Below are 22587 nucleotides of genomic sequence, written 5' to 3' on the forward strand. Positions count from 1 at the left end.
TTCGGGGAAAGTACGGGTGTGGGGATTCCAATCAGGAGAGAGTCATGACCAAGAGCGAAATGGCGCAGCGTCTCAATTCGGCCAATGCCTGGCTCCCCGGAAAAAGGGTGAAGCTGGATTTCGGCAGCGAGGGCGTCGTCTTGCTCGACGGCAACGCTCAGCAGGTGACCGAGGAAGACGGGCCCGCCGACACGACGATCAAGGTCGCCTGGTCGGACTGGGAAGACATGGCCGCCGGCAAGCTCGACGGAATGACCGCCTTCATGCAGGGCAAGCTCAGCGTCGAGGGCGACATGTCCAATGCCATGCAGCTCCAGGGCGTCCTGGCGAAGCTCAAGAGCTAGCTCGCTCGGCCGTCCCGGCCGAGTTCCTGCCAGCCCTGCGGATGGACGGCAACGGCTTCGAAATCATGGATTTCGCGCTCGCCCAGGCTCAGGCGGCGGCTGCCCGGGGCTTCGCCGCGGCCAGGATGGCAGCGGCTTGATCCACGTCCGGCTTCGGCTCGGCGCCCCACGTCGTCACCGTCGATGGCGGAGTGCCGGTCTATTCGGCCGATGGCGGGAAACGATCGGTGCCGTCGGAGTCTCCGGAGAGGCACCGGCTGACGACCCCGCCTGCGCCGAGACCGGCGTGACGGCGGCGGGTCTTCGCACATCCGGCCCTTGAAGTTGAACAGTGATTCAGGTTTGCTTGACCTGACTCGGCTCCGCCGATTATCGCGGGGCTCGGTTTGGACTTCGTGTCCAGGGGAGTGGTGAATGAAGAAGATCTACCCCGACGCCGCTTCGGCGCTCGAAGGCTTGCTGTTCGACAATATGACGATCTGCGCCGGCGGATTCGGTCTGTGCGGAATCCCCGAACGGCTGATCGACGCCATTCGCGACAGCGGCGTCACCGGCCTGACGGTCGTTTCCAACAATGCCGGGATCGACAATGAGGGCCTCGGCAAGCTTCTTCGGACGCGTCAGATCCGCAAGATGATCTCTTCCTATGTCGGCGAGAACAAGGAGTTCGAGCGGCAATATCTTGCCGGCGAGCTCGAGGTCGAATTCTGCCCCCAGGGGACCCTTGCGGAGCGCTGCCGGGCCGGGGGCGCCGGGATCCCGGGCTTCTACACCAAGACCGGGGTCGGAACGATCGTTGCGGAAGGCAAGGAACATAAGGATTTCGACGGCGAAACCTACATCCTCGAACGGGGAATTCGCGCCGACCTATCGATCGTCAAGGGCTGGCGCGCCGACGAGAGCGGCAATCTCCAGTTCCGCAAAACGGCACGCAATTTCAACCTGCCGATGGCGACGGCGGGGCGGATCTGCGTCGCCGAGGTCGAGGAGATCGTTCCCGTCGGGACCATCGATCCCGACTGCATCCACCTGCCGAGCATCTATGTGAAGAGAATGATCCTCGGCGCGCCCTACGACAAGAAGATCGAGTTCCGAACGACCCGCCAGAGGGAGGCCGCATAATGCGACCCAATCCCTGGCTGGTGGCCGGTGGATGCTTGAGCCTCGCCGCCGCCCTGCTTCACCTTGCGGTGATCGCCGGCGGACCGGACTGGTACCGCTTTTTCGGCGCCGGCGAGGCAATGGCGCAGATGGCAGCGGATGGCCGCTTGTATCCGGCCGCCCTGACGGTCGCAATCGCAGCGGTGCTCGGTGCCTGGGCCGCCTACGCCTTTGCCGGGGCCGGGCTGATCCGGCGCCTCCCGCTGATGCGCACGGCTCTGGTGGCAATCAGCGCCGTTTACCTGATTCGTGGCCTGGTGCTGGTCCCCATTGCCTTTGTCCCCGCCGCGCAGACGGCGTTCAATTTCTGGTCTTCGCTGATCGTCCTCGGCTTCGGAACTCTCTACGCCATCGGTACGATCCGCGCCTGGCCCATTCTCTCCCAACGAAAGGTTTCTCATGCCCTGGGATCGTAACCAGATGGCGGCGCGCGCCGCAAAAGAGCTGCGCGACGGCTATTACGTCAATCTCGGCATCGGCATTCCGACTCTCGTTGCAAACAACATCCCCGAAGGGATGGAGGTCACGCTCCAGTCGGAAAATGGAATGCTCGGAATCGGTCCGTTTCCTTACGAAGACGAAGTCGATCCGGACCTGATCAATGCCGGCAAGCAGACGATCAGCCAGCTTCCTTCCTCGAGCTATTTCGATTCCGCCTTCAGCTTCGCGATGATCCGCGGCGGCCATATCGACCTGACCGTGCTCGGCGCGATGGAAGTGAGCGAGAAGGGCGACATCGCGAACTGGATGATCCCCGGCAAGATGGTCAAGGGCATGGGTGGCGCGATGGATCTGGTTGCCGGGGTGAAGAAGATCATCGTCGTGATGGAGCACACGTCCAAGAACGGCGATCCCAAGTTCATCCCCGAATGCACTCTGCCGCTGACGGGCAAGAATGTGGTCGACATGATCGTCACCGATCTCGCCGTCTTCCAGCGGCCGGACCATGACAGCCCGTTCCGGCTGATCGAGCTTGCCCCGGAGGTGACGGCGGAGGAAGTCGCGGCCAAGACGACGGCTCGCTACGAGGCCTGATGGCGCCGCGCCGTCGGCGTTCGCGCCAGTTCACAAGCAGCAGCAGTCGCTCGCTCGAGGAGCGCGGGCTGGCCGGCCCCGGGCTGATCGTCCGACTCGAGGAAGGGGTGCTGGTGCTTCAGGGCCAGAAAGGCGGGCGGCTCGAAATCGCGCCGGACCAAGTCGATCGGCTCCGCCAGTTCCGGATGGAGGCGGTGCATTCGCTGCATTTCAGTTCGCCGGTCATCTACGAGACCAAGATCTGGTGGGGCGGGGCTCGCAGGCCGGCGATGCTCGTTCCTTATGGCGATCTCAATGCCTTCCGAGCGGTCCTGGCCGACTTTGCCGCTCGGGTGGCGGAGGCCAGAGGGCTCGAGCGGCTTCGGATCGGCCCCGGCTGGACGACAGCGATCATCAACCTGCTGATCGTCGGCATACCCTGCCTGTTGCTTTTCGCCTTCATCTTCTGGCTCGCTCTGGCCGAGGGCGGCTGGTGGTGGCCGGCCGCGGCCGGAATCTTCATGCTCTTCTTCTGGCTGGCCGGGCGCAACCTGGTGTCCCGCTGGCCGCGGAAGGTCCGCTCGCTCGAACAATTCGTTGCGGAGCTTCGGTGAGGCGCTGCCGACTCACAGGCCGACCCGGGCGGTCAGCCGCACCTGGCGGGGGAGACCGACACCCAGCAGGTTGTTGCCCGCCGTGCTCCAATATCTTTCATTGGTAAGGTTATCGATGTTGAGCTGGAGCGTCAGACCGCCTGGAGCCGCCTTCTCGAACGTGTAGCGGGCCGAGGCGGAGAAGGTCGTATAGCCGTCGACGAACGCCTGATTGAGCGCATTGACCGCGCGACTCGACACGTAAAAGGCGCCGCCGCCCACCGCGAAGCCGGGAAGCCTGTCTGGGCGGTATTCGGCGTAAAGGCTGCCGGTCCATTCCGGCGTATTCTCCGGCGTCTTTCCGATCACCGCCGGATTGTTCGATCGGCGAACGCTGGCATCGAGATACTGGCCGGAAGCGAAGATCGACAGCTCGCGGCTGACCTCTCCGGTCAACGATGCCTCGATTCCGCGGTAGCGGGAACGCCCGGCCAGCTTGAAGACGTTGTCGGAAGGATCGGTGAAGGCGAACGGACGGTCCACCTGGAAACCGGCGACCTGGAAGATCGTGCTTCGGAAGATCTCCCCGCGCAAGCCGACCTCATATTGGCGCGAAACCGCCGGCGGAAGGACGGCGCCGCCATTGGCGTTGTTCAACGGCGCGGTGCCGCCTTCCTCCAGCCCTTCGAGATAGGTGCCGTAAATCCTCAGATTTGCCGTCGGCTTGGCGATGATTGCGACCGACGGCGTCCAGCGATCGATGGCGAAGCGGGTGACGGTTCCGTTGGCGGCCGTCGAGCGGCTCCGATAGTCGCTGTAGCGCACACCGGCGAGAAGTTCCGCAAAGCCGAGATCGGCCCGATCGACGAGATAGGCGCCGGAGTCGCGGATGTTGAGCGGTGCCTCGGTGAAGACGGTCGGCGCCGGAACACTGACGTCGCGTGGTTCGATGAAGCTTTGGGCAACGGTCAGGCCGCTGCTGTTGCGGCCATTCTGAAAGCGCCAGTTGCTGGTGATTCCGGCGATGAGATTGTGGCGGATCGGACCGGTGTCGAACGCCGCTGCGAGCTCGGCTCGGGCGTTGCGATTGCGGTAGCGCTGGTCGCGTGTGCGGAAGACGCGAAGCGTCCCTTCGCCGGTCGAGCCGCCGTAATTTTCAAGCTGGGAAAAATCGCGGTCGCGCTCGGTGATGGCCTGACCGCCCTCGACGGTAAGTGCCAGGTTGGGAGCGATCCGCCAGTCGGCCCGTGCCAGGACATTGGTCGCCCAGGCGTCATAGCGAAGATTCTGTCCTCCGAAGTTGAGCTCCGGATCGGGAATGGCGGGGATGAATCCCTGGCTGGCAGGGAGCAGCCGGAGCGCGGACGGCTCGGTGACGTCCTTGGCGACATGTTCGGCGTCGAGCCGGAGCACGAAGGCGCCGGTCAGCTCCCAGTCGGCGGCGAGCGAAGCCATGTAGCGTTCGCCGTCGACGCGCTGAACGCCGGTTTCGACCAGTCCGGCCGAGCCGTTGACCCGCAGGCCGAGTCGGTCGGTGAGTCGGCGGCTGACGTCGATCGAACCTCTCGCCGAGCCATGGTTGGTGCCGTCGAAGCTGATCTTGGTGAGGTCGCGATCCGGCCGTTCGGTGACCAGGTTGATGATGCCCGACGGCGGCGCGAAGCCGTAGTAGAGCGCGCCGACTCCCTTGAGGACTTCGACCCTATCCTTGTTCTCGAGCGGCAGGTCGACGAGATTGACCGTGGGCAGGGATCCATTGAGCCGATAGCTGGTCCGGTTTTCCACCAGGATTCCGCGAATGGCGATATTGTCGTAGGTCGACCCATTGAGCTGCGCCCGGCTCACTCCGGCGGTGTTGCGAAGGGCATCGAAGATGCTTGCGGCGGCCTGCGAACGAAGCAGTTCCTGCGGAACGACATTGACGGTCAGCGGGACGTCGATGATCCGTTCATTGCGGAAGGTTCCGACCTGGACCAGCGAGGCGCCGAACCCGCTCCGGTCACCGGTGACGAGGATTTCGGTAAGCTCCGGCGATTGGGCGCGATCCGCTGAAACGGCGCCGCTTTCTTCTGCGGCTTGAGCGGGGGCGAAGGCGGAGACCGCAGCCAGCGAAGCGGCGGTGATCGAAAAATGACGCATTGGGTTCCCTGTTCGGATGGTGACGGGTCACTAATGCGAATGACTTGCAGTTTCAACGCTGCGGAATTCCATGTCGCCGCGTTGCCGACACGGTCGCGCCGTGCTTCGCCTTGCCACCTCCGCCCGGCTCTCCCTTGCCCAAGTATCGGCTGTGCCTTATATGCGCGCTCGTCCAGCGGGCGTTCGGCTCGCGGAATGCCTGAAAGGCGAGCGCGTTGGGGACCGGCATGGCCGTCCCCTGACGCGCCTTTTTGCTTGGATGGACCTTCCGCTTCCACGCGTCCAGCGGATGCCGCACCGGCATGGGGCCGGCGCGGCGGCAACACTCTGGCCCGGCCCGCGTCCGAAGAGAAGAAACGCGGAGCGGACCGGTATTGTGAAGGTATTTGATTTGGCCACCACGGCATTTCCCACCCGCGACGATTTCGCGGCTCTCCTCAATGAATCGCTCGGCGGCGAGAACGAATCGTTCGAAGGCCGGGTCGTCACCGGCACCGTCACCGGAATCGAAAACGACATGGCCGTCATCGACGTCGGCCTGAAGAGCGAAGGCCGGGTGCCGCTTCGCGAATTCGCTGCGCCGGGCCAGAAGGCCGAGCTCAATGTCGGTGACAAGGTCGAAGTGTTCGTCGACCGGATCGAAAATATGAGCGGCGAGGCCATGCTGAGCCGCGACCGCGCCCGTCGCGAGGCCGCGTGGGACAAGCTGGAAACCGAATATACCGCCGGCAATCGCGTCGAAGGCGTGATCTTCGGCCGAGTGAAGGGTGGCTTCACCGTCGATCTGGGCGGCGCCGTCGCCTTCCTTCCGGGCAGCCAGGTGGACATCCGTCCGGTTCGCGACGTGGGCCCGCTGATGGACATTCCGCAGCCCTTCCAGATCCTGAAGATGGATCGTCGTCGCGGCAATATTGTCGTTTCCCGCCGAGCCATTCTCGAGGAAACCCGCGCCGAGCAGCGTTCCGGCCTGATCCAGTCACTGACCGAGGGTCAGGTTGTCGACGGCGTCGTCAAGAACATCACCGACTATGGCGCCTTCGTCGACCTGGGCGGAATCGACGGCCTGCTCCACGTCACCGACATCTCCTACAAGCGCGTCGGCCATCCGTCCGAGGTGCTCAATATCGGCGACACGGTCCGCGTTCAGATCATCCGCATCAACCGCGAGACTCAGCGGATCAGCCTCGGCATGAAGCAGCTCGAAAGCGATCCGTGGGAAGGCGCCGCCGCCAAATACCCGATCAACGGCGTGTTCCGCGGCCGTGTCACCAACATCACCGAATATGGCGCCTTCGTCGAGCTCGAGCCGGGCATTGAAGGCCTGGTCCACGTTTCCGAAATGAGCTGGACCAAGAAGAACGTGCATCCGGGCAAGATCGTCTCGACCAGCCAGGAAGTGGACGTGGCGGTGCTCGAGGTCGACGAGGAAAAGCGTCGTATCTCGCTCGGACTCAAGCAGGCGCAGGCCAATCCCTGGGCCGCTTTCGCCGAAAGGCATCCGGTCGGAACCGAGGTTGAGGGCGAGGTCAAGAATGCGACCGAGTTCGGCCTGTTCATCGGTCTCGACGGCGATGTCGACGGGATGGTGCACATGTCGGACATCGCCTGGGGCGTTACCGGCGAGGAAGCGCTCAACCTTCACCACAAGGGCGAGGTCGTGAAGGCGGTCGTTCTCGACGTCGATGTCGAGAAGGAGCGAATCAGCCTCGGCATGAAGCAGCTCGAGCGCGGCGGTGTTGCGAAAGGCGGAACGGGCTCGGCCGGAGTCTCCAAGAACGACGTCGTCACCGTCACCGTTCTCGAGGTCAAGGATGGCGGGCTCGAGGTGCAGGTCGGCGACGATGGCGCGACCGGCTTCATCAAGCGGACCGACCTTGGCCGCGATCGCGACGAGCAGCGCCCTGAGCGTTTCCAGGTTGGCCAGAAGTTCGACGCGATGGTGATCGGCTTCGACCGTTCGAAGAAGCCCAACTTCTCCGTCAAGGCGCTCCAGATCGCCGAGGAGAAGCAGGCGGTGGCCCAATATGGCAGCTCCGATTCGGGCGCGTCGCTGGGCGACATTCTCGGTGAAGCGCTCAAGCAGCGTCAGAGCTGATCAAGGTAAAAGAGGGCGAATGCGGGTACTACCGTATTCGCCCTTTTCCTTAGCCACTTTAATTACACGGAATTCCGCAACGCACGTTATTGCAATTTCCCGGCATCGGTGCGACTAACCCAGATCAGCGGCGTCGTATTCGGGGGTTGCGACGAAGCGGTCCGGCATCGGTTCGGACCTCGATTTTTCTAAATGGGAGGGGGAGCCGTGATCCGATCCGAACTCGTTCAGAAGCTCTGCGAAGACTATCCGGACCTCACCCTCAAGGAGGTGGAGCGGGTCGTCGCCGCCTTCTACGATTCGATCATCGAGCAGCTCCAGAAAGGTGGTCGAGTCGAACTTCGCGGCTTTGGCGCCTTTTCGACTCGCGGCCGCGACGCCCGCAAGGGCCGCAACCCGCGCACCGGCGAGCCGGTCGACGTCGACGCCAAGCGCGTGCCTTATTTCAAGCCCGGCAAGGAAATGCGCGAGCGCCTCAACGTCTGACGGCGTGAGTCGAGGCACCGCAGCCCTCGGGTTGCAGGCTTCTTCGATCGAGCACATTCTTTCTCAGCACGAGTTTCGCTATCGGCGAGCAGGTTCACGTGCGGACGTGGCGAAACGGTAGACGCTGGAGACTTAAAATCTTCTTCCCCTCGGGGAGTGCGGGTTCAAGTCCCGCCGTCCGCACCATGCTCCCCCGACAAGCGTCCGGGGGACGCTTGTCGGGGGAGCATCCGCCGGAGGCATCGACAAAGGCGCGTCCGGGGGACGCTTGTCGGGGGAGCATCCGCCGGAGACATCGACAAAGGCGCATCCGGGGGACGCTTGTCGGGGGAGCATCCGCCGGAGGCATCGACGAAGGCGAGTCCGGGGGACGCTTGTCGGGGGAGCATCCGCCGGAGGCATCGACAAAGGCGCGTCCGGGGAACGCTTGTCGGGGAGCATCCGCCGGAGGCATCGACAAAGGCGCGTCCGGCCGCCCGAGGGAGGCGCTTTTCTGGGGAGGATCCGGCGAAATGCGGCCGTTCAAGCCAGCGTCAGCCTCCGCCCGGTGCCTTTGTGCCCATCGGCGGGGCCTCCCGCGAGTCCTCGCCGCGAGTCCCGCGATTCCAGTCGATCCGGTAAAGGTCGAAGCGCCGGTCCGACAGGTTGCGCACGGTTCCTTCCGCGCGCGCCCAGGTGAGGTCGGCGAGATTCACGTCGGCGATGGTCAGAGTCTCGATATTCTCGCTCGCCTCCGCCGCAATCCCGTCGCGGGCGAAGGGGAAGTCGCACGGCGTCAGGATGCAGGACTGGGCGTATTGGACGTCCATATTGTCGACGCCGGGGAGGTTTCCGACATTGCCTGACAGGACGACGAAGCACTGATTCTCGATCGCCCGGGCCTGAGCGCAGTAGCGCACGCGCATATAGCCCTGACGGTTGTCGGTGCAGAACGGGACGAAGATGATTCTTGCGCCTTCGTCGACGAGGCGGCGCGCCAGCTCCGGGAATTCGCTGTCGTAACAGATGAGCACCCCCACGGGGCCAATGTCGGTCTGAATGACATCGACGGAGCTGCCGCCCTTGATCTTCCACCAATAAGCTTCGTTGGGAGTCGGGTGAATCTTCTCCTGTGCATGGACCGAGCCGTCGCGCAGGCAGACATAGGCGACGTTTTGGACGCTGCCGTCCTCCGTCCGCGTCGGATGGGAGCCGCCGACGATGTTGATGTTGTAGCGCAGCGCCATTCGCGAAAGCTCGGCGACGATCGGCGCGCGATGATCCGTCATTCGATCGATCGCCTCCATCGGCGAAAGCGATTCAGTCTCGAACGACAGGAGCGACATCGTGAACAGCTCGGGAAAGACGACGAAGTCGGCGCGATAGTCCGCCGCCACATCGACGAAATATTCGACGTTCTGAACGAATTCGGCAAAGTCGGCGACCGCCCTGGCCTGCAACTGGACGGTGGCCAGCCGGACGCTCTCGACATCGCGGGGCACTCGGAAGGCCGGCGGTTCGCTCGGGTCGACATAGGGGTTCCGCCAGACCATGTGCGCGGCGAAACCGCCGGAGGCCTTGTCGAAAGGCAGATAGTTTCGAAGCACGCCGATCGGGGTAAAGCCGTTGGCGAGCTGGAAGCCGACGACCGGATCGCGCAGCTTGCCCTCCTGGACCTGGGCGAGATATTCTTCCGGGCCTCCGACCTTCGATTTCGCGCGCGCATAATTGGGCATCCGGCCGCCGAACACGATACCCCGCAGTTCCAGTCGCTCGGCGAGGGCACGGCGCGCTTCGTACAGGCGCTTGCCGATCCGAAGACCGCGCTGACGGTCGTCCACCGCCATCTCGATGCCGTAAAGCCATTCGCCGGTCGGATCGTGACGGCTGCCGAAGCCGTTGCCGGTGATCGTGGTCCAGTCGTGCGGCGCCAGTGCAATCGCTTCGTCGATCCTCGACGAGGCGCAGTAACCGACAATCGCCCCCTCCAGCACGGCGACGAACTGGCCTTCGGGAAAATTGTTGATCTGGCCCAGTATCTGGCCGGGGCTATAACTTCCAAATCCGGGATAGGCCCGGCTGATCAGCGCCAGGATCTCGGGCACGTCCGAGGGAAGGGCAAGCCGGACCTCGAGGCGGGCGGGGGTATTTCTTGGCACCAGCACGTTCCTTCTTCTGTCGTGACAAGGCCTCGCAGCCTATTTGCGGCTCTTTCGGGCGGCATGGCGCGCGTCCCGGGCGAGCTTCCCGCTCGGCTTCGCTGGGCGCCGGGCGGACCGGTGCCATCCTTGCCACGGCTTCGGCTGCTTTGGCCTCCGCTGCGGCCTGTTGTGCCGACTTTCGGGCAGACCGCCGCGACCGCCAGGACGGCGCACCCCGCCCGTGGACACCAGACAGGCTGTCGACGAAAGCGGATGCAGCGCTTGAGGCGGCGCGTTCACGCTGCGCCCGCCATCGTTGCAGCCACTGTCCGGGAAGGTCCCGTTCGTCCGGGTCGCCATCTCAGATTCGTTCCGGGGATAGCAAGTGGAGCCTGGCCGCCAGGAGAAGCGGAAGTGAGCCGAGAAAGGCTGAAGACCATCTCATTCACCCCTTTGCGTCAGCCGTGACAGGGCGGCCGAACCTCCGGCGAATAGGCCAGAGACGCGACGAAGGGGCTTCGAACCCTGCGTCGCTTCGCTGCCCGTCGCCTTCGTGCAGCGGCGCGACGGCAGCGTGCAAACAGCCGCTATGATGCGACCAAGTCCTCGGCTATGCGTTCGTCCGTCGAACCCCAATCGATCCGCGGCTTCCCTCTTTCAAGAGGAGCCGGACCGACCGCTGTTTGAAAGTATCCTGCTTGCCTACCCCCAGTTCGCCTGCCGCCGGCGGAGACAGTGCCCGTAACCTGCTTCGCGATCTCATTGCCTATCGGGAGCCGAAAATCCGCCGCAGCCTGTTGGAGCTTGCCGTCACGGCCGTGCCGTTCGTGCTTCTGTGGACGATCATCTGGCTGAGCTTGCGGGCTGGTCTTCATTGGGGCTTGCTCCTCGTGCCGCCGGCCGCCGGCTTCCTTGTCCGCCTCTTTCTCATCCAGCATGACTGCGGGCATGGCGCCTTTTTCCGGCGGCGGGCCACCAACGACTGGGTTGGCCGTGTCCTCGGCGTGGTCACCTTCACGCCCTATGACAGCTGGCGGCGCTCGCATGCCCTGCATCATGCCGGAACCGGCAACCTCCAGGCCCGCGGAGTGGGGGACATCGATACGCTGACGGTGGCCGAATTCCGGGCCCGGAGCCCACTTGGGCGCGCCTTGTACCGCCTTTATCGCCACCCCCTCGTCCTGTTCGGCCTCGGCCCCGCCTACATGTTCGTTCTCCGGCATCGACTTCCCCTCGGCTCGATGAGGTGCGGGTGGCGGGGCTGGGCCAGCGCGCTCGGGACGAACGCCGCAATCGCCGCTGTTGCGGCGGCGTTGATCGGGCTGATCGGCCTCAAGCTCTTTCTCCTCGTGCAGCTGCCGATCCTGCTGTTGGCCGCCGCGCTGGGCGTCTGGCTGTTCTACGTACAGCATCAGTTCGAGAACACGTTGTGGGACGACGAGGAGCAGTGGACTTTCCACGAGGCCGCGCTCCGGGGTAGTTCCCACTACGCCTTGCCGGCCGTGCTGCGCTGGTTCACCGCCAATGTCGGGATCCATCATCTACACCACCTTGCCAGCCGAATACCCTTCTATCGGCTGACCGAGGTGCTCCGGGACCGGCCGGAGATTGCCGCGACGAACAGGATAACGCTTCGTCAAAGCCTCGGATTGGCCCGGCTGGCGCTGTGGGACGAGGATCAGCGAAGGCTCGTTCCGTTCAGGAAGGTGAGGGTCTGACCGGGCTCAGGCCGAGTGAAGTTGCGCGCTGACTCGTTGAAGCGAGCCGAAGCGTGTCTCACCTGGAAAGTGGTGGCGCCTTGAGCCGCGACCCTCCTGACCGGCGCCGGCTCACTCCCGCAGCGTCAAGGTTCATCCTCCGTTCATTGATTAGACTACAGTTGTAGTCTCCCCAGGTAACGAAGCGTGGGACGACCGTGGCTGAACGAATCTCCGGAGCCGAGCATGAGATCATGGAGGTGCTCTGGCACGATTCGCCGCTGACTGCGGCCGAGGTGGCCGAGCGAGTGCCGGCCGAGCGCAGCTGGAGCATTCGAACCGTGAAGACCCTGCTGTCGCGCCTGCTCGCCAAGGGGGCGCTCGTCCATGAGGAGGATGGGCGCCGTTACCTTTATCGCCCCGCGATCGCTCGCGAGGACTATGTCGCTCAGGAATCTCGGCGGCTGCTCGATCGCCTGTTCGCCGGACGGGTGACGCCGCTGGTCGCCCATCTCGCCGAGCGCGACAGCCTCACCGATCGAGACATTGCCGAGATCGAGGCGCTTCTGAAGGCGCTCAAATCGTGACCGTCTGGTTCTTCGAGAACATGCTCTGGGCCAGCGTGACGATGCTGCTCGTGCTCGCCATCCGCCAGCCCGTCGCTCGGCTGTTTGGCGCCGGCCCGGCTTATGCCTTGTGGGCCTTGCCGGCGCTGCGCTTGATCATGCCGCCTTTGCCCGCGCTCGGCGCCGACCTGTCCCTGCTTCCTCCGCTGGCGGTGATCGTGCCCGTCGGCGAGATGGCCGGTTCGCCCGAAGGAAGCGGAGCGGAGGCTTGGGTGCCGTTGCTGCTGGCGCTCTGGGCCGGTGGCGCGGTTGGCTTCGTCGTCTGGCAATGGCTGCTCTACCGGGCTTTCCTGACCCGCCTCAGCCTCACTTCGCGCAGCCTGGGCGGGCATTGCGGCCTGCCGCTGGTCGAGAGTGGGGCCGTCCAGGGGCCGGTGGCGGTCGGCCTGCTCGACCGGCGCATCGTCGTCCCAATCGATTTCCAGACCCGCTATCTGCCTGAAGAGCAGCGCCTCGCGCTGGAGCACGAGGCCGTCCATCACGGCCGCGGCGACATCTGGTTCAACCTGGCCGCTTTGTTCATTCTGTCGATCAACTGGTTCAATCCGGTCGCCTGGCTGGCCTATCGCGCCTTTCGAGCCGATCAGGAGCTGGCCTGCGACGAGAAGGTGACCGCCCGGGCCGGAGCCGAGGAGCGGCAGGCTTATGCCCAAGCGATGATCAAGTCCGCCAGCCGCCATGGCCTGATCGCGGCCTGCCCGCTCAATCATGTCGGCCAACTCAAACGGAGATTGAGAATGATGAAAAGCCACAACAGCAGCCGCTTGCGCACCGTCGGCGGCGCCGCCGCCTTGCTCCTGATCGCAGGGGTGAGTGCGACGCTCGGCAGCCCCGGACTCGCCCACCCGCATGCGGAAGGAGAGGGCAGGGAGCGTAGCCGCATCCTCATCATCGAAAAGGCAGGCGAGGGCGCCGGAGAACGCTCTCATACCGGCACCTTCGCCCTTCGCCGGGGCGAGAATGGCGAGATCGTCCCTCCGGAGGGCTGCGAAGGCGGCGAGGCACTCGCCGATGTCGACGAACGGGATGGCGATCGGCGCGCCCGAATTCTGCTTTGCGGCGACGGGGCGGCTCCCGGCCAGCGGCTCGCGATGCTCCAGCGCGCCCGCGATCGCCTCGCTCAGGATCGTCATCTCAGTGCCGAGCATCGCGAACGCATGACGGCGGCCCTCGACCGCGAGATCGCCCGCGTTAGGGGGCAGTAGACGGTCGCTCGAGACCGGCAGGAAGCTGGAAACCTGCCGGTCTCTTCATTTTCCGGTTCGCCGGTGCCACATGCCGGTAATGGAGGATTGGCCCACCGGCATCGTCGAAGAGGTGCACCCGAAGGTTCGGCGGCTGCTTGCCGGCAATCCCTCGCCATTCACCCATTCCGGTACCCAGACCTATATCGTCGGGCGCGGGGAGGTCGCCGTGATCGATCCTGGTCCGGACCTCGCCGAACATGTGGAGGCGATGCTTTCCGCAACTGCTGGCGAGCGGGTCGTGGCGATCCTCTGCACGCACACCCATCGCGATCACAGCCCGGCGAGCCGGCCGCTGGCCTCGGCGACCGGAGCGCCGATCGTCGGCTGCGCGCCGCTTGCGCTCGAGGATGAGGGGCCGCGCGCGGACGCCGCCTTCGACTTCGACTATGCCCCCGATCGGGTGCTGAAGCATGGCGAAACCGTGAAAGGCGGGGACTGGAGCCTGGAGGCGGTAGCGACTCCCGGCCATACCTCGAACCATCTCTGCTTCGCCTTGGGAGAAAGCGGGCTCCTGTTCACCGGCGATCATGTCATGGGCTGGTCGACGACCGTGATCGCTCCCCCCGATGGCGACATGACCGCCTACATGGAAAGCCTGGAAGCTTTGCTCCGACGGCCCGATCGGCGATACCTTCCCGCTCATGGACCGGCGGTGGAAAAGCCGCACTCGCATGTTCGGGCGCTGATGGCGCATCGCCGCATGCGCGAGAAGCAGATCCTTGCTCAACTGAATGGCGGGCAGGGGCGGATCGCCGCCATGGTCGAAAACATGTATCGCGACGTCGATCCGCGCCTTCACCCGGCCGCAGGGCGCTCGGTTCTTGCCCATCTCGTCGATCTCGAGCGGCGGGGCCTCGTTCGGCGGGACGGGGACCGATGGTCTCTCGCCGGCTGAAGCGGCTGGTCCTCATCGTCCCGCCGGTCGTCGCGCTCCTGCTCGGCACCCTGGCCGGCTTCCTTCTGCGCGGCGGCGAAAGCCGGGCGCCGGCGCCCGATCCGCTCGCCATTGCCAATTCAACCTTGCTCTCGGTTCGGGATCAGGAGCGGCTGACAAGTCTTGTCGCGCGCTTCGTCGCGGTCGCGACGGCGAGCGAGGCGCGTTTCGGGCTGACGGCGCGCAAGACTTTGATCATGCCGGGAACGGTGCGCTACGGCGTCGATCTGGCTCGGTTGCGAAGGCAGGACCTTGGCTGGGACGAGGCAACGAGAACGCTTACCGTCACTCTTCCCCCTCTTGAAATTTCGGGTCCGCAGATCGATCTGAATGAGGTTCAGGAATATTCGGAGGGCGGCATGCTGATGGCGCTCACCGATGCCGAACGGACGCTCGATCAGGCCAACACCCGGAGCGCCCAGGACGAACTGATGCGACAGGCCCGTGCTCGGACTCCGACGGACCTGGCGCGAAACTCGGCTATGCGGATGGTGGCGAGGAGTTTCGCCATGCCGCTTCGAGCAGCGGGGATCGACGCCAGCGTGGTCGTTCGGTTCGTTGATCCGGCGGGCAGGGAAGAATCCACCTTCCTGGATCGCCCGCGCAGGATCAACGAGGTCGTCCAGGACCGGCAGGCAGGTCCGCCGCGGCGCGACCAGGGGGAATGAAATGAACGCACTCAATCCGGTTCTGAAGGGTCTCGATCTCCGCGCCGAGATCGATCGGCTGCGCAAGGAGCGCAATGCCGTCATTCTTGGCCATTATTACCAGACCCCCGAGATCCAGGACATTTCCGACTTCGTCGGCGACAGTCTCGATCTTTCCCGCAAGGCGCAGGCCACCGATGCCGACGTCATTGCCTTTTGCGGAGTCCGCTTCATGGCCGAAACGGCCAAGATTCTGTCGCCGGACAAGATCGTCGTCCTCCCCGACATGGATGCCGGCTGCAGCCTTGAGGATTCCTGCCCGCCCGAGCAGTTCAAGGCGTTCCGCGAGGCCCATCCGGACCATATCGCCCTGACCTACATCAACAGCTCGGCCGAGGTGAAAGCGCTAAGCGACATCATCGTCACCAGCTCGTCCGCAGAGCAGATCCTCGCCCAGATCCCCAAGGATCAGAAGATCATCTTCGGCCCGGACAAGAATCTCGGCGGCTGGCTTGCCCGCAAGACCGGGCGCGAAATGTTGCTGTGGCCGGGCGTGTGCATCGTCCACGAGGCCTTTTCGGAAACCGAGCTTCTGAAGCTCAAGGCCGAATATCCGCAAGCTCCGGTCCTTGCTCATCCGGAATGCCCGCCGCACATCCTCGACCATGCCGACGAGATCGGGTCGACATCGGCGATCCTGAAATTCGCGCTCGGTTCGCCGTCGGACCAGATCATCGTCGCGACCGAACCGCACATCATCCACCAGATGCAGAAGGCGGCGCCCCACAAGACCTTCATCGGAGCGCCTGGCGCGGACGGGAACTGCAACTGCAACATGTGCCCGTACATGGCGCTCAACACGATGGAGAAGCTCTACATCGCGCTCCGCGACCTCGAGCCGCGGATCGAGATCGAGGAAGGACTTCGCCTTCGCGCCAAGAAGTCGCTCGACCGGATGCTGGAGTTGGCCGGAAACACGGTCGGCAAGGGCGATGTCGGCCGGCCGGTCCTTGAAGGCGCCTGAGGCAGGAGCCCTCGGCGACTGACACTCGTTGCGGAGCGGGCTACCGGCGCTGGCGCCGGTAGCCCCGAGCTCCCGGAGCGCGGGCAACCCGGTCCCACCCCCACCTCGCCATCAGGCGGCGACATGCCTGACATTGCTGCCCCCGGACTTTGCCAGTTCCGTTTCATGGGCGTGCGGCTTCGCATGGCCTTGATGGCGCATATAATGCTCATCCAACCCGTCGATCAGCTTCTGCCCGTCCTCGCCGCCGGTGATCCGGAGCAAGGCGTCGATCTTGGCCTCCATCCGATCGTCATTCTCCTTGGATGAAGGCGACCCGACATAAAGGAAATAGGCCAGGCCGACGACCTGCCAGATCAGCTGCAGGAACTCCGATTGCCAGTTTTCGAACGTGTCGCGGCCCATCTCGACGAGATAGGTCGACAGCTCGGCGGATTGGCCATGTTCGGCCGAATCCTCGACGAAGGCATACCAGCCGAACAGCCAGTGAAGTCCGATCGAGACGAGAAAGAAGAGCAGCGTGATCCACCCATAGGCATAGCGTCTCATGACAATCTCCGCGGTCGTTCGGGAGCCGTAACGTCGCCGAGGATCGTCGGGTTGCATCCTCCTCTGCTGGGGCGTGACTCGGCGGCCCGAAGCCAGTAGCTATTCTGCAACCCTCCAGCGGAGATGTCTGCCTTGCTCAAGAAGCTGCTTGCCTTCACTGCCCTGCTGCTCGCACCAGCCGCCTTCGCGGCCCAGCAGGACGATCCCTATATCTGGCTCGAGGAAATTCAGGGGGAGCGGGCGCTCGCCCAGGTGGAGCAATGGAACAAGGCGACCGAGGCCGACCTTGCCCGGGCGCCTGGCTTCGACGAGCGGCGCCAGCGGGCGCTCGCCATTCTCAACGACGAGCGGCAGATTGCGCTTCCCGGTCAGATCCAGGGCGATTTCGTCACCAATTTCTGGCGCGACGCGGAACATCCGCGCGGCGTTTGGCGGATTTCGCCGCTCCAGGCCTATCTCGCCGGTCAGCCGCAATGGCGGGTGCTGATCGACGTCGACGCGCTCGGCCGACAGGAAGGCAAGAGCTGGGTCTGGCACGGCGCCGACTGCCTTGCTCCGGACTATCGCCGTTGTCTCGTTTCGCTGTCGCCGGGCGGAGGCGATGCCGATGTCGTTCGGGAATTCGATCGTGAAACGGGGACTTTCGTCGAGGACGGATTCTCGCTTCCGGAGGCGAAGACCGACGTCGCCTGGCTCGACTCGGACCGACTGATTGTCGTCACCGATTATGGTCCGGATTCGCTGACCACTTCAGGCTATGGCCGCGTGGCCAAGATCTGGCGGCGGGGAACGCCGCTGTCCCAGGCTCAGACCCTGTTCGAGGGCGAGCGTACCGACGTCAGCGTCAGTCCCTTCGCATTGGTCGAAGAGGGGCGGCGCTGGGTTTTCGTTCGCCGCGGCTTGAGCTTCTGGACAAGCGAGGTTTCGCTTGTCACGCCCGGCGGGCTTCGCCGGGTGCCGATGCCGGAAAGCGCGACCGTTCGCGACGTGATCGGCGGACGGCTGATCGTCTCTCTCAACAGCCCGCTCGAAGCCGGCGGCCGTACCCTGCCGCTGGGATCCATCATTGCCTATCCGCTCGATCGGATCGCCGCGGGCGCCGATGTGGTTCCGGAACTGGTCATGGCGCCGACCGAGAAACAGGCGATCGAGGAGGTGTCGGCAAGCGGAGACGTGCTCTGGGTGAAGGCGCTGGAGGACGTTTCGGGGCGGCTCTTCGCCCTTCGCCGTGGGGCCGATGGGCGCTGGACCAGCCGGCCGATGGACCTGCCCACGAACAGCACGCTCCGCCTGGAAGCGGCGGGAGGGCCTGACGACGTCGCTCTGGTGCGGGTCGAAGGCATGCTGACCCCGCCATCGCTCCATGTCGTTCGGCCGGGTGGCGAGACCCGGCTGGTGCAAAGCCTTCCGGCCCAGTTCGATTCCAGCCGCTTCACGGTCGAGCAGCGATTCGCCACTTCACGGGACGGAACGCGGATCCCCTATTTCCTGGTGCGAAGGCGCGGCACCACCGGTCCCGTGCCGACTCTGATCCATGCCTATGGCGGTTTCCGAGCGGCGCAGACTCCGACCTACCTGACCGAGCAACCCTACCGGTCGGGGCCGCTTGGCCTGTTCTGGGTGGAGGACGGCAATGCCTATGTGCTCGCCAATATTCGCGGCGGCGGGGAATATGGCCCGGCCTGGCATGAGGCGGCACTTCGCGAGAATCGGCAGCGCAGTTTCGACGATCTTCACGCCGTCGCCGAGGACCTCGTCCGTGCCGGTCTGACCGAGCCGAAGCGGATCGCCATTTCCGGTCGTTCCAATGGCGGCGTTCTCGTCGGTGCAGCGGCCAATCAGCGGCCGGATCTTTACGGTGCGGTGATCTCGGGTTCGCCCCTCACCGACATGAAGCGTTATTCGAAGCTTCTCGCCGGAGCATCCTGGATGGGCGAATATGGCGATCCGGACGTCCCCGAGGATTGGGCGTTCATTTCCCGCTACTCGCCCTACCAGAACCTTCGAGCCGACCCCAACTACCCGGCCACCTTCTATTATCTCTCGACTCTCGACGACCGGGTCCATCCAGGCCACGCGCGGAAGATGGCGGCACGGCATGCCGAACTCGGCCATCGCTTTTACTATCGCGAATATCGTGAAGGTGGCCATTCGGTGGGCGCAGACCGGAGCGAGGATGCAACCCGAGCGGCGCTTCTGTTCGCCTTCCTGAAGCGGGAAATAGGTGGCGGCTGGTGAGCTTCGAACTCGAAGGGTTCGATCTCGACAAATTCCTCGCTTCCACGCTGGCCGAGGATCTGGGCGAGGGCGGCGACATCACCTCGAACTCGGTCATTCCCGAGGATGCCCGTTTTGCCGGAGTGATGCGAAGCCGCGACGACATCGTCGTTGCCGGCCTGCCGATTGCCGAAGCCTTCTTCCGAAGACTGGATCCGCAGGTCGAGATCGAGCGGCTGGCCGGGGAGGGCGAGAAGGCTGAGGCTGGCGACATCCTCCTTCGCCTGGCCGGCAAGGCCCGGGCGATGCTGACGGCCGAACGCTCGGCGTTGAACACGGTCCAGCACCTTTCCGGGATTGCGACGCTCACGCGCCGCTATGTCGACGCGATTGCCGGAACCGGCGCCCTCCTCCTCGACACGCGCAAGACCCTTCCCGGACTTCGCGTGCTGGAAAAATATGCCACCCGCATGGGCGGTGCCCGCAACCACCGGATGCGGCTCGACGACGCGGCGATGATCAAGGACAATCATATCGCGGTCGCCGGCGGGGTGGCCGAGGCGGTTCGGCGCGCCCGGGCTTCGGGAATCGACCGGATCATCGTCGAAGTCGATCATTTCGATCAGATCGAGCCGGCGATCGAGGCTGGAGCGACCCATCTTCTGCTCGACAATATGGGTCCGGCGGCCTTGCGCGAGGCCGTCGCTCAGGTCGGCGGCCGAGTCCCCACGGAAGCCAGCGGGGGAGTCACATTGGAGACGATCCGGGACAGCGCCGCCACCGGCGTTAGCTACGTCTCCGTCGGCAAGATCACCCAGTCCGCGCCGGCCGTCGACATCGGCCTCGATTTCGAACCGCTTTAAGGCTCCCGCCGTTCGATCACCTGCCCCTCGATCGTCCGGCTCGCCGGGTGATTCTTGTCGAGCCACTTCTTGATGATCCGGAGATTGCGGCTGTTCGACTTGAAGGCGAAATCGAACAGGTCGCCGACCACGGGAATGGCGCCCACCGCCGTATCGAAGCCGACATTGCCGATCATCCGGACAAGGTGGAATTTCGACATTCCAAGATTTCGCGCTTCCCAGACCAGCCAAGCGCCCATCGCGGCCGTGATCAGGTCGCCGACGACGGGAACAAGCCCGAGCACCGAATCGAGCCCGACCTTGGCGCCGACACCGGGAACGGTGAAGGCGCGCTCGAGCAGCGCCTCCATGGCCTCGACCCGGCGCCGCACGGACGCCGGGTCGCGCCCGATCGGCAGCTCGTTGGCGATGCGTTCGAATTGCCTCGGATCGATGGCCATGGTTCAGAACGGCTCCGCAATGAGTTCGCTGGGTTCATGCCGGCCGAACGGGGTCGGTCGAAAGCCGGTGAGTCGCGGCGAGACGAGCGACCAGCGCACCGGGCCCGACAGCGGGATGAAGGGCGTCAGGACGTTGAGCAGCTGATCGGCGGTAGCGATTTCCCGTCGGCGATCCTGGAGATTGCCGGCCACTCGGGCGGCCTGGAGGGCCTGGTCCGCCGCAGGGTCGCAGATCGGGCTGTTGTCGCAGGTGAAGTGGCGCAGGTACCAGCTGCCGAGGCTGGCCGGGGCCACCCTGTCGACCAGCCGCAGATCGGCTGCAGCGTCGATCGCCACCCGTTCCGGTTCGATCCCGATCAATCGCCAGTCCCGCCGCAAATGGGCGAAGACGAGCCGGTAGCCGGGCGATTCGGGCATGGCCACTCTCACCCGAAGCGGCTCCTCGAGAGCCTCGATCGTCCGAGCGGCAAGCTCGCGTCGCATCGGCAGGGGCAAGGCCGCCCAGTCCGGCTGCGCCGGCTGCGGGAGCTCTTCGATCCCGCCTGGCAGAAGGGCCGTTCGCGGCGTCAGGTTCGGCGCTCCGAGAGCCGCGACGAGCGCCTGGCGGTCGATCGCCATGCTCATCGCGCGGCGCACGGCGGGATCCGCCAGCGCGCCCTCGCTGCTGGTGAAGACGAATCCGAACAGGCCCGAGACCGGATCGAAGACGAGCCGGTCTCCCGGCGGTGCGGCGGCTCGAGCGAGCGGAAGGTCGCCGATCCTTCCGCCGGTCACCAGATCCGCTTCATTGGCGCTGAACATGGCGACCGCGATGGCTGCGCTCCGACCGCTGAGCAATATGTCCGGTCCGGCGGCTTCGGCTTCCTCCTCATCCTCGGCCCTTGGAAGCTCGAGCCGGAGCGGATCGCCCGGCGCTGCGATCCGGTAGGGACCGGTGCCGCGATTGTTCAGGAGGATGGCCATTTCCGGCTGGGCGAGAAGCTGGAGCAGATTGGGCCTCGGTCCGCTGAGGCTGATCTCGAGCACCTCGTCGGTCATCGCGACAACGTCCTCGATCGTCCCGAGCACCGGCTTCAGGGGATTGCGGCTGGCCCGGCTCACGGCGGCGCGCAGTCGAGCGGCTACCTGCTCAGCCGTGACCCGGCTGCCGTCCGACCAGGTCGCTCGTCCGATCCGGAAGGTGTAGCGGCGTCCGTCGTCCGAGACGATCCAGCTCTGGGCCAGAGCCGGCTCGATCTCCCCCGCGGAATCGAACCGGACCAGACCCTGGGCGACGGCCTGGGTGAGGAAGGCGGACGGCGGATCGAGCGGCTGGAGGTTGGGGTTCACCAGGCGCGGTTCACCGCCAATGGCGGCGACCGTTATCGGTCCCGTCGTCGGGCGCTCGCAACCGGCGAGCAGGGCCAGACCGGCGCCGGCAATAGCGATGATCGTCCGACTCGACACGTCCTCACCGTCAAAGTTCCGGACCGCCCCGCTGGAGTCGGTCCGATCATGATCCCCCGGCCAGCCCGCCTTTTACCCGCTGCCGCACGAATTGCAGCCGCCTTTACGCCTTCTTCACCACTGGCCCGTTAGGCGGCTGCAATGGACCGCGCCTCATTCGAGCCGTATCGCGACGAGCAGGATCCCGGGATGAAGCCTCGGCGTTCCGAGCGTATGCCGGTGGACGGCCCGACCAGCCTCAGATCTTCGGACCTTTACGACGTCGAAGTTCGAGTTCGCGACGTATCGACCTGCGGCTTCAAGGCCGAATGCGCGGCGCCGGTGCTGATCGGTTCCTACGTGTCGCTCGACGTGCCGGGCATTGGGGCGGTCCAGGCTCAGGTCCGCTGGCAGATCGGCGCTCGAATGGGGGGAATGTTCCTCGATCCGATCAGCCTCGCGCGCTGCGAATGGGTTGCGGTCAGGGCAGACGCCGCCGAATAAGACGCGAGCGTCGGGACGCTAAGTTCAGGCCGCCTTTTTGTGAATCCTTTCCACGGTCGCGATGTCGAGCGGATTGGCGAATTTGAGTCCGACTCGAAGGCCGCGGATCCATCGCACCTCGGCGGCGACGCAATGCTTCGCATCCAGTTCGATATAAAGAATCTCGCCGACCTTGAGCGGTACCTCGCTCAGGCAGGACGCCCCTCGGCATGACAGATCGTTCAGCCTGATGCTCGCTCGCAGATTGTCGATTCGGACGGCAAATTCGTTGCCGCGGAAAGGGAGCCGCCGGTAGACTCGGCGGTCGTCGTCCGAGACTTCGGATGCAACTCCCGCGACGCCACTCATCTCCGTCATGCTCGAACTCACTCCGAACCTCCTCGTGGAGCGGGACTGCCATGGCAGACAGGCGTTAAGGCTCGGCTGTCCGTTAGGATGAACGATCCGGTAAGGATTGACAGG

General features: G+C 64.8%; 22 protein-coding genes and 1 tRNA gene. 17 read left to right on the forward strand and 6 right to left on the reverse strand.

The window, feature by feature from the left end:
- Positions 1-44: 44 nt before the first annotated feature.
- From ACRYLT_RS10660 to ACRYLT_RS10680, 5 genes are all read left to right on the forward strand, one after another.
- Positions 45-344, forward strand: a complete 300-nt coding sequence (locus ACRYLT_RS10660) for an SCP2 sterol-binding domain-containing protein (RefSeq protein ID WP_482664073.1) — start codon at positions 45-47, stop codon at positions 342-344.
- A gap of 414 nt (positions 345-758) precedes the next feature.
- Positions 759-1466 carry a CoA transferase subunit A gene (locus ACRYLT_RS10665; RefSeq protein ID WP_482664074.1) on the forward strand — a complete coding sequence of 236 codons (708 nt, stop codon included), beginning with the start codon at positions 759-761 and terminating at the stop codon, positions 1464-1466.
- Positions 1466-1921 (forward strand): hypothetical protein, encoded by a 456-nt coding sequence (locus ACRYLT_RS10670; RefSeq protein ID WP_482664075.1) that lies wholly within the window; start codon positions 1466-1468, stop codon positions 1919-1921. Before ACRYLT_RS10665 ends, ACRYLT_RS10670 begins: the two co-directional genes overlap by 1 nt.
- Positions 1905-2540: a CoA transferase subunit B gene (locus tag ACRYLT_RS10675; RefSeq protein ID WP_482664076.1), complete on the forward strand. Its 636-nt coding sequence runs from the start codon at positions 1905-1907 to the stop codon at positions 2538-2540. Before ACRYLT_RS10670 ends, ACRYLT_RS10675 begins: the two co-directional genes overlap by 17 nt.
- Positions 2540-3133, forward strand: a complete 594-nt coding sequence (locus ACRYLT_RS10680) for a hypothetical protein (protein ID WP_482664077.1) — start codon at positions 2540-2542, stop codon at positions 3131-3133. The genes ACRYLT_RS10675 and ACRYLT_RS10680 overlap by 1 nt, the downstream gene beginning before the upstream one ends.
- 12 nt (positions 3134-3145) lie before the next feature.
- Here the strand turns inward: ACRYLT_RS10680 and ACRYLT_RS10685 are convergent, their stop codons facing one another.
- Positions 3146-5251, reverse strand: a complete 2106-nt coding sequence (locus ACRYLT_RS10685) for a TonB-dependent siderophore receptor (RefSeq protein WP_482664078.1) — start codon at positions 5249-5251, stop codon at positions 3146-3148.
- 391 nt (positions 5252-5642) lie between these two features.
- On the opposite strand from ACRYLT_RS10685, the gene rpsA reads away from it, so the two are divergent.
- From rpsA to ACRYLT_RS10700, 3 genes are all read left to right on the forward strand, one after another.
- A complete protein-coding gene (gene rpsA, locus ACRYLT_RS10690) occupies positions 5643-7346 on the forward strand; it encodes a 30S ribosomal protein S1 (RefSeq protein WP_482664079.1) in 1704 nt (567 codons plus the stop codon).
- Positions 7347-7553: 207 nt separating this feature from the next.
- Positions 7554-7832 (forward strand): integration host factor subunit beta, encoded by a 279-nt coding sequence (locus ACRYLT_RS10695; protein ID WP_482664080.1) that lies wholly within the window; start codon positions 7554-7556, stop codon positions 7830-7832.
- A 100-nt stretch (positions 7833-7932) separates the two neighbouring features.
- Positions 7933-8018, forward strand: a tRNA-Leu gene (locus ACRYLT_RS10700).
- Positions 8019-8365: 347 nt separating this feature from the next.
- On the opposite strand, the gene ACRYLT_RS10705 is transcribed toward ACRYLT_RS10700, so the two are convergent.
- The gene (locus ACRYLT_RS10705; protein ID WP_482664081.1) at positions 8366-9970 is read right to left on the reverse strand and encodes a GNAT family N-acetyltransferase; all 1605 of its coding nucleotides are present in this window, start codon (positions 9968-9970) and stop codon (positions 8366-8368) included.
- A 680-nt stretch (positions 9971-10650) separates the two neighbouring features.
- Between ACRYLT_RS10705 and ACRYLT_RS10710 the strand changes: the two genes are divergently transcribed.
- The 6 genes from ACRYLT_RS10710 (at position 10651) to nadA (ending at position 16127) form a co-directional block, all read left to right on the forward strand.
- Positions 10651-11670, forward strand: a complete 1020-nt coding sequence (locus tag ACRYLT_RS10710; protein ID WP_482664082.1) for a fatty acid desaturase — start codon at positions 10651-10653, stop codon at positions 11668-11670.
- Between the two features lie 197 nt (positions 11671-11867).
- Positions 11868-12236 (forward strand): BlaI/MecI/CopY family transcriptional regulator, encoded by a 369-nt coding sequence (locus tag ACRYLT_RS10715; RefSeq protein ID WP_482664083.1) that lies wholly within the window; start codon positions 11868-11870, stop codon positions 12234-12236.
- On the forward strand, positions 12233-13480 hold the full coding sequence (locus ACRYLT_RS10720; RefSeq protein ID WP_482664084.1) for a M56 family metallopeptidase: 1248 nt from the start codon (positions 12233-12235) through the stop codon (positions 13478-13480). Before ACRYLT_RS10715 ends, ACRYLT_RS10720 begins: the two co-directional genes overlap by 4 nt.
- Before the next feature lie 70 nt (positions 13481-13550).
- Positions 13551-14417: an MBL fold metallo-hydrolase gene (locus tag ACRYLT_RS10725; RefSeq protein ID WP_482664085.1), complete on the forward strand. Its 867-nt coding sequence runs from the start codon at positions 13551-13553 to the stop codon at positions 14415-14417.
- Positions 14399-15124, forward strand: coding sequence for a DUF4230 domain-containing protein (locus tag ACRYLT_RS10730; RefSeq protein ID WP_482664086.1), 726 nt, complete (start codon positions 14399-14401; stop codon positions 15122-15124). The genes ACRYLT_RS10725 and ACRYLT_RS10730 overlap by 19 nt, the downstream gene beginning before the upstream one ends.
- A 1-nt stretch (position 15125) precedes the next feature.
- Positions 15126-16127: a quinolinate synthase NadA gene (nadA, locus tag ACRYLT_RS10735; protein ID WP_482664087.1), complete on the forward strand. Its 1002-nt coding sequence runs from the start codon at positions 15126-15128 to the stop codon at positions 16125-16127.
- 111 nt (positions 16128-16238) lie between these two features.
- Here nadA and ACRYLT_RS10740 read toward each other — a convergent pair whose 3' ends face one another.
- Entirely contained in the window at positions 16239-16676 is a 438-nt protein-coding gene (locus ACRYLT_RS10740; protein WP_482664088.1) for a DUF6766 family protein, read from the reverse strand.
- Between the two features lie 132 nt (positions 16677-16808).
- On the opposite strand from ACRYLT_RS10740, the gene ACRYLT_RS10745 reads away from it, so the two are divergent.
- Both ACRYLT_RS10745 and nadC read left to right on the forward strand, forming a co-directional pair.
- Entirely contained in the window at positions 16809-18914 is a 2106-nt protein-coding gene (locus ACRYLT_RS10745) for a prolyl oligopeptidase family serine peptidase (protein ID WP_482664089.1), read from the forward strand.
- Positions 18911-19756, forward strand: a complete 846-nt coding sequence (nadC, locus tag ACRYLT_RS10750) for a carboxylating nicotinate-nucleotide diphosphorylase (protein ID WP_482664090.1) — start codon at positions 18911-18913, stop codon at positions 19754-19756. The genes ACRYLT_RS10745 and nadC overlap by 4 nt, the downstream gene beginning before the upstream one ends.
- Here nadC and ACRYLT_RS10755 read toward each other — a convergent pair.
- Positions 19753-20196: a DUF4112 domain-containing protein gene (locus ACRYLT_RS10755; RefSeq protein WP_482664091.1), complete on the reverse strand. Its 444-nt coding sequence runs from the start codon at positions 20194-20196 to the stop codon at positions 19753-19755. The genes nadC and ACRYLT_RS10755 overlap by 4 nt on opposite strands.
- Before the next feature lie 3 nt (positions 20197-20199).
- Entirely contained in the window at positions 20200-21642 is a 1443-nt protein-coding gene (locus ACRYLT_RS10760) for an ABC transporter substrate-binding protein (protein WP_482664092.1), read from the reverse strand.
- 141 nt (positions 21643-21783) lie between these two features.
- Between ACRYLT_RS10760 and ACRYLT_RS10765 the strand changes: the two genes are divergently transcribed.
- A complete protein-coding gene (locus ACRYLT_RS10765; RefSeq protein ID WP_482664093.1) occupies positions 21784-22125 on the forward strand; it encodes a PilZ domain-containing protein in 342 nt (113 codons plus the stop codon).
- A gap of 24 nt (positions 22126-22149) precedes the next feature.
- On the opposite strand, the gene ACRYLT_RS10770 is transcribed toward ACRYLT_RS10765, so the two are convergent.
- Positions 22150-22482, reverse strand: coding sequence for a hypothetical protein (locus tag ACRYLT_RS10770; protein WP_482664094.1), 333 nt, complete (start codon positions 22480-22482; stop codon positions 22150-22152).
- Positions 22483-22587 lie beyond the last annotated feature (105 nt).

The organism is Sphingosinicella sp. SM1-17 (assembly GCF_056821765.1).